Raw genomic sequence first — 10,771 nt, 5'->3', positions numbered from 1 at the left:
CGAAGCGACTAAGAGGGCGAGGACCGGTATTTGCTCAAACTTTGCTGTCAGGCCTGAAATTGCCCCAACCTGGCGAGCGGATGACTTGACCACTGAAAAAAATGATCGGCGATCTGCCGTTTTGAACCAACTTGGCGATCGAGGTTCATCACCTGTGCCGACCTGCGCTGTTAGTTAAATTTGATCCATCTGCAGGGTGGTGGTGAAATAGATCCCGCATGGTACGTAACGGACAGCCGCAGAATGCGATCAATCAGTGTGAAACGGATGTGCGAGACGATTGCTCAAGTCGCGTCTGGTGGTCAGGCAATTTCGGATTGTTTCGAGCACTTTTCATAAGAGTAGTTGATTCGGAAATTTCCTGACCAGGAAGGAGAGCTGACAAAGTGACAGCGCTCAACGAAAGCGAAGGGTCTCGTACGAGCCCTCGTGCGGTGGCGCCGGCAGTTCAACCGGCGGCGCCTGACGCTCATTCGGAGGTGTCTTCGCGACATCGATGGCAAGCGGCTTACGTTCGACGGTTGGCCGTCAGTGATGCGGCAATTATTGTCGCAGCGGTTTTTCTTGCTCAGTGGTTCCGTTTCGGCGCGGACTCGGGTGGGGTGAGTACCAACGGCGTTGGGAACTACAGCTACACCGCCGTCTCGCTAGTCCTGATCGTCGCGTGGATCGCAACGCTCAGTATCTTCCGAACTAGGTCGATCCGAGTGATCGGGAGCGGGCCGGAAGAGTATCGGCGGATCTTTGTCAGCACGGTGCGACTGTTCGGCTTGATCGCGATAGGAAGCCTGCTCCTTCAGATTGACATCGCACGTCTCTATCTGGCGTTTGCCTTCCCCGTCGGAATGATCGCATTGATGGCCAACCGTTGGTTCTGGCGACGAATTATTGCCCGTCGACGTGCACGGGGTGAATTCAGAACCTCGGTGCTTGTTGTGGGAAATCGCCACGCCGTTGTGAATCTGGCGGAGAACTTCGAGCGCGGATCGGCTGACGGATTCAGGGTGGTTGGTGTTTGCACACCGGGCCATAACAGTGACATGAATGATGTGATCACGGTCGGAGGCCGACGTATCCCGGTCTTAGGCGACGAACGCGATGTCACCCGAGCCCTTGATGTGGTGGGTGCAGACACCGTCGCCGTCACCGCGACCGAGCATCTGGGCTTGGACGGAATGCGCAAACTCGCATGGGATCTCGAGGGCAAGCGAGTCGATCTTGTTGTCTCGCCAGGCATTCTGGATGTCTCAGGCCCCAGGCTCTCGATGCGGCCGGTTGCAGGCCTTCCGTTGATCCATGTGGAACGCCCGCGCTATCACAGCGCGCAGAAGTTTGCGAAGACATCGTTCGACATTGTCTTTGCCACAATGATTTTGATTCTCATTAGCCCTGTGCTGCTCGCTACAGCGGTGGCTGTGAAGATGACCAGCCCGGGCCCGGTCTTGTACAAATCGGAGCGAATGGGCTTGGACGGCAAACCCTTCCCGATGCTGAAGTTCCGTTCGATGGTCCAGAATGCTGATAAGCAAGTCGACGCTCTGATGAAAAACAACGAGGGTGCCGGCGTTCTGTTCAAGATGCGTGACGACCCTCGAGTCACGTCGGTGGGCCGCTTCATGCGCAAATTCTCGATCGACGAACTACCACAGTTCCTGAATGTTCTGCGACGCGAGATGAGTGTTGTTGGACCGCGCCCTCCACTGCGGCGAGAAGTAGAGGCCTATGACGGCACAGTGAGCCGGCGGCTTCTGGTCAAGCCCGGAATCACCGGTCTCTGGCAGGTAAGTGGACGTTCGGACCTTTCTTGGGAAGACACTGTGCGGCTTGATCTTTCATACGTCGATAACTGGTCAATGATGGGCGACGTGCTGATCGTTGCTAAAACGCTCAAGGCTGTAGTGGCTAGTGATGGGGCGTACTGATCTGACGTCCAACCTGGGTAGAACCCATAGGCCGCATCGCATCGTGCGACAGAAACCATCTTTCAGAAATCATTCGCTCACACTATGTCGGCTGAACGTAAAGGAAATGCGAGAGCATGCGAATCACAGTATTCGGTACAGGCTATCTGGGTGCCACGCACGCGGCGTGCATGGCCGAGTTGGGCCATGAAGTACTCGGAGTCGATGTCGATGAGTCGAAGTTGCAGAAGCTTGAGGCCGGTGAGGTCCCGTTTTGGGAGCCGGGGCTCGAAGAGATCCTGCAACGTAATATCGCTGCTGGCCGCCTGCGCTTCACTTCGTCCTACGAAGAGGCGGCCGAGTTTGCTGATGTTCACTTTCTTGGTGTCGGAACGCCCCAGAAGAAGGGCGAGTTTGCCGCTGACATGAAGTATGTGGACGCTGTGATCGAGACATTGGCACCACTGCTGACGAAGCCTGCAGTCATCTTTGGCAAGTCAACGGTGCCCGTAGGTACAGCCAAGCGACTTGGCGCGGTTGCTCGGAAACTGGCACCTGCAGGCGACGGAGTTGAGGTGGCGTGGAACCCCGAGTTTCTCCGCGAAGGATTTGCAGTCAAAGACACTTTGCATCCGGATCGGTTGGTCCTTGGTGTGGAGCGGGGAAACAAGGGTCGCGCTGAAGATCTGGCACGTGAGGTTTACGCGCAATTGCTAGACGAGAAGATACCGCTCATAGTCACTGATTTGGCAACCGCTGAGCTGGTCAAAGCGTCAGCCAATGCATTCCTGGCCACCAAGATCTCGTTCATCAATGCAATCGCTGAAGTCTGTGAAGCTGCAGGTGCCGATGTGACTGTCTTGGCCGACGCAATCGGCCACGACGAGCGTATCGGTCGCAAATTCCTGAATGCCGGTATCGGATTCGGTGGCGGGTGCCTCCCCAAGGACATTCGTGCATTTATGGCGCGAGCCGGTGAATTGGGCGCTGATCAGGCATTGACGTTCCTGCGCGAGGTAGACAACATCAATATGCGTCGCCGCACACGGATGGTGGAGCTTGCGAGGGAAGCATGTGGGTCTCTCTTAGGTGCGCGGGTCGCAGTGCTTGGAGCCGCTTTTAAACCTGATTCCGACGATGTACGCGATTCGCCCGCGCTAAACGTCGCCGGCCAGATTCAGCTTCAGGGCGCCGCTGTGAATGTGTACGACCCTAAAGCGATGGAAAACTCACGTGCACTCTTTCCCACGCTTGCGTATAGCACGTCGGTATCGGAAGCGTGTGATGGAGCAGATGTTGTGCTTGTTCTCACCGAGTGGAAAGAATTCAAGCAACTCAAGCCGAGCACGCTCGATTCCGTTGTACGACAGAAGAAGTTGATCGATGGTAGGAATTGCTTGAATCCTGAACAATGGCGCGCGGGCGGCTGGATATACCGCGGTTTGGGCCGACCATGACGGAGATAATGCGAAACGTTGCCGCAGGAAATGAAGTAGCAGTCCGGTTTTCGGACGGACGATCAAAATTCTGATTTTTCGGTGTCGAATGTTGAAACCCCTGCGTCGGTGGTGATTCAAGGAATGGATGGAAGCAATGGAGCGTAGTGAGATCGCTGTTGGGGGCCCTTTATATCGACCAGCAAGGTCGTTGAGTGCTGTGTCCGTGGAGGCGCTGTGAGAAATCACCGTCAGGCAGAAAATCTGGAGGTAGTGCACGTCGGCGTGGTCGGTGATTTGCCTGGAGGCATGGCACAAGTTGTGTCGGAATACCTAGCATGGGACTACGAGGTCTGTTCGGTTCGTGGACTACGATCGACAAGAGGCAGGAGAGATTTCCTCTCTCCGATTACTTGGGTTCGTAGCGCTTTTAACATTGCGATCACAAGCCGAAGTGCAGGCAAAACAGTTTTCATATTTCACCTTTCGCAAGGCGGCGCCTTTATAAGAGAGGGATCCCTGGCATTCTTAGCAAGGATGTTAAGAATTCCTGTTGGAATCCATCTGCATGGAAGCAACTTCGTTGAATTCGCGAATCGTAGACCAAAGCTCGTCCGCGGCATTTTGAATCAAGCGTCAACTGTATTTGTATTGACGGACGAAACTGGCGAGAAAGTAAAATCGCTGGTCGATGAATCAGTTCGAGTCGCGAAGACACGCAATGGTGTTTCTGTTCCAGCAGCGATCGTGACGAAAGAGCAAATTGTTTTATTTGCGGGCGAGTTATCGAACCGTAAAGGTGTTGATGTGCTTCTCGATTCTTGGTCGCAATTGGGGTCGGTCAAAGAAGGATGGAAACTGCTACTGGCTGGTCCCGATACAATGGGTATCAAGACAGAAGACGCAAGCATACAGGTATTGGGAACAGTGCCGCATTCTGCGGTTAAGGAGCTGCAGAGTAGAGCAGCAATAGCGATACTCCCTTCGAGGGCAGAGGCTCTGCCGATGTTTCTGCTTGAGTCCATGGCTCATCGATGCGCCGTAATATCCACCCCGGTCGGACAAATTGAATCGCTTCTGAAAGATGTTGGATTGGTGGTGACTGTCGGTTCTGATTCTGCGCTCTCGGAGGCGCTGTCATTCCTGATGGAAGATAGTGATGCTCGAAATAATCTTGGCGTTCTAGGGCAAGAACGAATCTTGGATGAGTTCTCCGAGAGAATTATCGCGCGTGAAATGGAACATGAATGGGTCAGACTATCGAATGAAGGATGCAAAGAGAATGTCGCTTAGACAACTTCCCGACCCCATCGGTAGAAGCGGTACGATCCTGGTCGCGTCGACAGGGGGGCATCTCGCGCAGTTGGTGCGTCTACGACCGAGATTGGATATTCAGAACGATCCGCTTTGGATAACGTTCGACCACCCGCAATCGAGGTCGTTGCTGGAAAACGAACGCGTGACCTACGCGCCCTATATTGCTCCACGTGACTTCAAAGGCTTGATCAAGGCTATCCCCTCTGTGTTCCGTGCGTTAAAAGGCGAACGGTGCACCACAGTGATAAGTACTGGCGCGGCGATTGCGCTTGTTGCGCTGCCCCTCGCGAGACTACTTGGGCGTGAATCAATCTACATCGAAAGCGTCTCACGATTCGACGGTCCATCGCTTAGCGGCAAGATCCTCGCTCGTATTCCTGGAATACAAACCTATACGCAGCATGCAGGATGGGCATCCAGCAAATGGAAATACAAAATGTCCGTTCTTGAGGACTATTCAGTTTCTAAGAAATCAACTTCTCCGAGGAGTGGTTCGCTGAAAGTTTTCGTAACGCTAGGAACTATTAAGCCATACAGGTTCGACAGGTTAGTTGACGCGCTGGCGAACACGATTCCTGGGAACTGCGAAGTTACATGGCAACTTGGGGTTACAACTCGCACTGACCTGCGGGGAACGGTGCATGACACCATTAGTGCGACCGAGTTCAACGAATTGGTACGCGAAAGTGACATCGTGATTAGTCACGCCGGTGTGGGTTCCGCAATGCAGATTCTGGATCTGGGTAGGTCTCCAATTCTTGTCCCACGAAGAGCAGTTAGCGGCGAACATGTTGATGATCATCAATTACAGATTGCGCGTGAGCTCTCATCTCGCGGGCTGGCTAGAAATATCGATGCGGACGAAATTACCTGGGAAGAGTTGGTTGCAGCATCGACCGTTGTAATTGAAGGACGATCACAGGATTCATCGTCACGATCTGAGGAAACGGCACGATGAAGGTCGTAATCACAAATGCGGTGTTGAGCAATACGGGTGACGCTGCAATATGTCAAGGTATCCGCGAGGCACTTATCGCAGAGGGGGTTAGCTCTTCATCTCAGATAACGGTGATGGACGCAAATTCGGAAGTGACTTCTTTGCTGTACCCTGAGTGGAACGTCCATCAGCAGCTTTGTTACCCCGTCCCAATGAAAAACAGATATGTACGCAAGATTCGCCAGCAATTGAAGATACTTAGCGTGCTATTTCTACTCTCAAATTCCACGTTGACTCGAAAGTTCATTGATCGAATTAAGAAAATTGATAGCTCTTTCGGGCGCAGCCTAGCCATTTATGCCGACGCGGATCTCGTGGTCAGCAGTGGTGGAACGTATTTGGTTGATCATTACGATTTTCGCCCGAGGGAACTTGAACTAAGATTCGCTGCGAAACTGGGATCGGATGTAGTTCTCTGGACCCAATCTATGGGTCCGTTTTTGACGAATCGATCGGCGCGCTCAGCCTCGCGAATTGCTAGCGTAGCTTCGGCGGTATTTTTCCGGGATCAGCGGTCCGCTGATAGCTGGGGCAAGCTAACCGAGAAAAGGCTGCCCGGCGGAGTTTGTGCGGATGCAGCCTTCGCGCTGAAACCGCATCCGAAACCTCGCAATTCTGAACTCAAGACCGTGATTATATCTGTACGCGAGTGGAATCTGACATCCACTGGTCGACCCCTTGGATCGTCGCAGTACGGCACAGCATGTCGATCTGCTGTCACAGCCGTGGAAAATCATGGCGGTACTGTTCGAGCTCTTTCGACGTGTCAGGGAGTCCAAGGGTACGGCATTGACGATTCAATCACAGCGACCAAACTTTTTCAGGATTTAGGCATAGCCATCGATTCCCAACATCATACTCCGGACGATTTGCTCGATGAGTTGAACCAATCGGCCGGAGTGATTACGACCCGGATGCATCTGGCAATATTAGCCCTTATTGCCAGGGTCCCAGTTATTGCTATCGCATATGAGTTCAAGACTGTGGAGCTATTTGCACGTCTTGGATTAGACGACTATGTCTGCAGGATTGAAGATGTATCGAGCGAGTGGGTCACCGGAAGGGTCACTGAGCTAATGACCAACCCTGAGACCATGATGTTGTCGCCCGAGACTGTTTCCGAACTCAGGGAAGAGTGTCTCCATGCGGCAATTGTGGCTGGATCGCTATGAACGTATCGCATTCTACTGCGAAGGTCCGTTCCGGTGCCCAACACGCCAGGAAAGTTCCAAGTAGAATGCGCGGTAGGTTGGGTGCCTCTGTTCTTGACCAAGCATTGGCCAGTCTTTCTAACCTTGCGATGTCGATCGCAATTGCTAGCCAGGTTACTCTTGGAGAATTCGGAGCATTCGGTCTAGTATTTGCACTTTTTCTAATCGTTCAAGGCGCTTCCCGTGCGTTTATCGGTGAAGCGCTGCTGGTGCGAAATTCCGCAGTCGGCGAGATTCTAAATGTTTCTGAAGCCAGGACCGTCTCTGCGGCTGGAGTAATGTTTGGTTTGGTCGGGACAGCTGTTTCATTGGCCATGGCAATCATGGCAGACGGCGTATTGCAGCGATCGTTGCTTGCGCTTGCTCTTATTTTTCCTGTTCTAATATGGCAAGACGTAGGGCGATACATAAGCTTCAGCGTTGGGCTGCCCCGAAATGCGCTCTACGCAGATACCATCTGGTGCGTTGTGCAGTTTGGTTTGTATCTTATATTCATTGTCCGCGGTGTCGGAGATGTGGTTCCATATATTGTTGTGTGGGGGCTGGGGGCACTGGCATCTGTAATATTTCAAACTTTCCGTTTAGGATCGTTACCGGACCCTTGTGGCATTTCTCGGTGGGTGTCGGAGCATCGAGATCTGTCACCTAGATTCTTAATCGAGTTCTTCACTTTGGCAGGTGTGCAACAAGGGACCGTATTTATTGTGGGCGCTTTTGCAGGACTGGCGGAGGTGGGTGGTTTGCGCTCAGCCCAAGTGATGCTTGGACCTGTGAACGTGCTTGCACTGGGTGCAGCAGTCGTCGTTCTGCCGGCCGCAGCCAACCTTGCGAAGAAAAATAGCAGTGCGCATTTGCGAAGATTTGCCGTACGTGTGTCATTGGGTTTGTTTTCCGTGACATTGACCTATCTAGGACTGCTTTTTCTGTTGCCGGAACAATTTGGGCGACTCCTCCTAAATGATTCTTGGGACAGCGGAATCGTGCTGGCCCCGCTCCTCGCAATTTCAATCGCACTGAATAATCTTAGCTACGGCGCTACTTCATCGATCCGAGGAATGCAGCGAGCAGCGGATTCACTCAAAATGCGGCTGTGCACAGCGCCTGTGAGTATCGGAGCGGTAGCGTTGGGTGCGTTGTCGAACGGCGCATTTGGAGCATTGGTCGCCTTGATAATTGCCAATTCAATTCAAGTAATTCTATGGTGGTTGCTTTTCTTGAGGTTGAGCAAAAATATTGACAATTCTCGCTCAAGTATTACCGTTGAGGAGGATAACTCATGAATGTGTCAGAATTTCCGAAAAAGTCCCTTTCGGGTGTCTATCAACGCGCCATTTTCTGGATTCTTGTTGTCACGCTTGCTGCGTCAACAGGAGTTGCGGTCTCGACGAATTCTCGTGCAGTTTTTGTTTTATTTGGAGTAATCGCAGCTGTAGCTTTCGCAACGCGCGCGCCCAAATCGTTCGTCGGTTTTTCGGGATTTATATTCTTATTTGTTCGCACAATTGAATATAGATCCGGTGCGCCTATCGCAGGCTACCTAGACGAAGCCTGTGTCTTTATTAGTGCTGCTGTATTTCCGATCCGGTCATTTATGGCAACTCGTCGGCTTCATTCCATACCGGGGTTGCCTTATTTCTTGATATTTTTGGCTTTCGGACTTATTTCTGCATTTGTTCGTCAGGTCCCGACGGAGGTTTTGCTTAGCGGCCTGTTGCTGGCAGGTAAGGGAATACTATTCGGGTGGTCTGTCGCACAGTTGGATTGGCGTCCAAGTGACATACCGCGAATCGTTCGAGTTTCAGTTTCCATTATGTCGTTTATATTACTGTGTGCGTTCGTAAATTTGGTGGCCCCGTCTTTTTGGATGAATTCGGTGATGAAATCTTCGGGTTTCGGTTATCGATATGGATTTCCGCCAATTATTGGACCTTTTGTCCATCCTGGTTATTTTGGGACGACCGTCGCGCTGTTCGCTATTGGCGTTTTGGCATATCGGCTGCAATTCGGTAAGAGTGCAGTGAATACTATCCTTTTAGTGGCCTCTTCTATGGCTGCAATTCTGACGTTCAGGCGGAAAGTTCTGGGAGCGCTGGCTCTATGCTTCGGATATTTGCTTGTTCGAGGCAGAGGTGTTGTCGGTCTATTTGCCCTGCTTGGATTGTCTCCTATTATCGCGATTTTGGCCTGGCCATTCATATCGTCAATATGGGACTCGACTGCGACTGAGTACCTGTCGAATCCTGGTGCGGTGGCTCGGATTCGCTTATATATCGATGGATTTAGCATTTCGGCCGACTATTTTCCATTTGGTGCGGGTCTGGGTCGCTTTGGCAGTGCAACGGCTCGTTCCTATTACAGTCCAGAATATCGCTCTCTCAACTATGACTCTATTTGGGGTTTGGGTTCTACTCCTGAGTCGGGAAAATTCCTGACCGACACGTTCTGGCCAGCGGTTTTCGGAGAATCTGGTCTGATCGGCGGTACATGTTTCGTTCTTGCCCTGGTCGCGGTATTTCGACGATCGTTAGCCGGCTGTCGGATAGCGGTAGACCCGGGTTCTAAATGGATCATGCTTGTATGCGCGGTGTGGACGGTTGAGTTATTTGTTGAGTCATTGGCAGGGGCTGTGTTTACCGCCGCCCCGACTTATGGTTTGTATTTCGGCCTGATTGGTATTTGTGCGTCTCTTGCGAGATGCTTACCATCCGAAAAAGCACTGAACGGCGATGAACCCGTTGTCGCGGCGAAGGAGAAGATACGGCATGATTTGGCGTAAAAATGCCCGACAACGCCTGGTGAGAATCGCGCATGCAGAAGTTACGCCGACTGCTGGTGCGGGCAGACTTGCTTGGGTAGATGTGGCACGTGGAGCTTGCGTATTATTGGTAGTACTTCATCACGTTGTGCGACAGTTCGACGCGGAGTCTGATGGCCCTTGGCGAGTGGCAGTAGGTTTTTGGATGTCGGTCGACACCGTTCTGACGCCTATTCGGATTCCGTTATTCTTCTTAATTTCTGGTTTACTTGCATCCTCAAAATTGCTGGTTTCACTGAATTCGGCAAAAATGAGATATATTGTACCCCTTTACCTCTATTTTCTGTGGTCTGTGTTGTTGGGAGTTCGCGAGTTCATGCCCGGGCAGAATTCCGGAAGTGCATTTGATACGACTACTCGAATCGCGGCGTCAATCGCTTTGGTTTGTAGCGGATATTGGTACCTTTTTGCATTGCCCTTATACTTCTTTTTAGCGAGGCTACTCTATCGGTGGAATAGGGTTTCTGTGTTATTGCTTCTGGCAGTTCCGATGATATTTAGAGTTCCAATTACTGATTTCTTTGTTGACATTTCAGTTCAACTTACCGGGTCGCCCAGTTTGTTAGGTAGCGTGTTTGCGAATGTTATCTTCTTCGTGATCGGCGCCTATTATCGAGAACAAATTATAGAGTTCGCTACTGGATCAGATGTTGTTCGCCTTCTCTTTGGCTTTCTTGCGTACTCGGGATTAATCGGTCTTTACGTCTGGACTAACATTTCGGTTATTTCGCTGGTTGCCAGTGTCATAGGTATTGCGTTTGGTATTACCGCCGCGTTTTTGGCAGGAAATTCCGTCTTTGCGAGGTGGCTAAATTATATCGGTGCGCGTACTTTGCCGGTTTATGTTTTGCAGTTCTTCTTCATTTCGGTTCTAGCGTTTGTGTGGTCAATATCCGGGGACCGAATTGAGTCGGTGATTACGGTTGGGGCTTTCGCATACCCTGTGGCGCTGACGATCTTGATCACAGTTGTTTCGCTAGTCTTCTACCGGGTCGCTCCTAGTGTTCGGCTGGGCTTTTTGTTCGAGCCGCCACGTTGGTTGGTTAGGTCGTGAGTCCCTGGATGGCATAGTCCCTTCTATTAATTGTTCGATC

8 protein-coding genes are annotated in these 10,771 nt (G+C 51.7%); all 8 read left to right on the top strand.

All coding sequences use genetic code 11. The features are described from left to right. The first annotated feature begins 434 nt into the window (after positions 1 to 434). The 8 genes from EEB13_RS07340 to EEB13_RS07305 all read left to right on the top strand — a co-directional run bounded on the left by EEB13_RS07340 (position 435) and on the right by EEB13_RS07305 (position 10,731). On the top strand, positions 435 to 1,922 hold the full coding sequence (locus tag EEB13_RS07340) for a sugar transferase (RefSeq protein WP_141485556.1): 1,488 nt from the start codon (positions 435 to 437) through the stop codon (positions 1,920 to 1,922). A gap of 116 nt (positions 1,923 to 2,038) precedes the next feature. Continuing rightward, positions 2,039 to 3,358, top strand: a complete 1,320-nt coding sequence (locus tag EEB13_RS07335; protein WP_141484932.1) for a UDP-glucose dehydrogenase family protein — start codon at positions 2,039 to 2,041, stop codon at positions 3,356 to 3,358. 216 nt (positions 3,359 to 3,574) lie between these two features. Further along, complete coding sequence (locus tag EEB13_RS07330; protein WP_141484931.1) at positions 3,575 to 4,630, top strand: glycosyltransferase family 4 protein; 1,056 nt, start codon at positions 3,575 to 3,577, stop codon at positions 4,628 to 4,630. Next, positions 4,620 to 5,612: a glycosyltransferase gene (locus EEB13_RS07325; RefSeq protein WP_187328507.1), complete on the top strand. Its 993-nt coding sequence runs from the start codon at positions 4,620 to 4,622 to the stop codon at positions 5,610 to 5,612. Before EEB13_RS07330 ends, EEB13_RS07325 begins: the two co-directional genes overlap by 11 nt. Further along, positions 5,609 to 6,823, top strand: coding sequence for a polysaccharide pyruvyl transferase family protein (locus EEB13_RS07320; protein ID WP_141484929.1), 1,215 nt, complete (start codon positions 5,609 to 5,611; stop codon positions 6,821 to 6,823). The genes EEB13_RS07325 and EEB13_RS07320 overlap by 4 nt, the downstream gene beginning before the upstream one ends. A 65-nt stretch (positions 6,824 to 6,888) precedes the next feature. Beyond that, positions 6,889 to 8,142 (top strand): hypothetical protein, encoded by a 1,254-nt coding sequence (locus EEB13_RS07315; RefSeq protein ID WP_141484928.1) that lies wholly within the window; start codon positions 6,889 to 6,891, stop codon positions 8,140 to 8,142. Beyond that, positions 8,139 to 9,638, top strand: coding sequence for a hypothetical protein (locus tag EEB13_RS07310; RefSeq protein WP_141484927.1), 1,500 nt, complete (start codon positions 8,139 to 8,141; stop codon positions 9,636 to 9,638). The genes EEB13_RS07315 and EEB13_RS07310 overlap by 4 nt, the downstream gene beginning before the upstream one ends. Then, entirely contained in the window at positions 9,625 to 10,731 is a 1,107-nt protein-coding gene (locus tag EEB13_RS07305; RefSeq protein ID WP_187328506.1) for an acyltransferase family protein, read from the top strand. Before EEB13_RS07310 ends, EEB13_RS07305 begins: the two co-directional genes overlap by 14 nt. Positions 10,732 to 10,771 lie beyond the last annotated feature (40 nt).

This window comes from Rhodococcus sp. WS3 (assembly GCF_003797085.1).
Taxonomy (GTDB): Bacteria; Actinomycetota; Actinomycetes; order Mycobacteriales; family Mycobacteriaceae; genus Rhodococcus_F; species Rhodococcus_F globerula.
The sequence above is the reverse complement of the archived record's forward strand: the minus strand, read 5'-3'. Positions and strand labels throughout refer to the sequence as shown.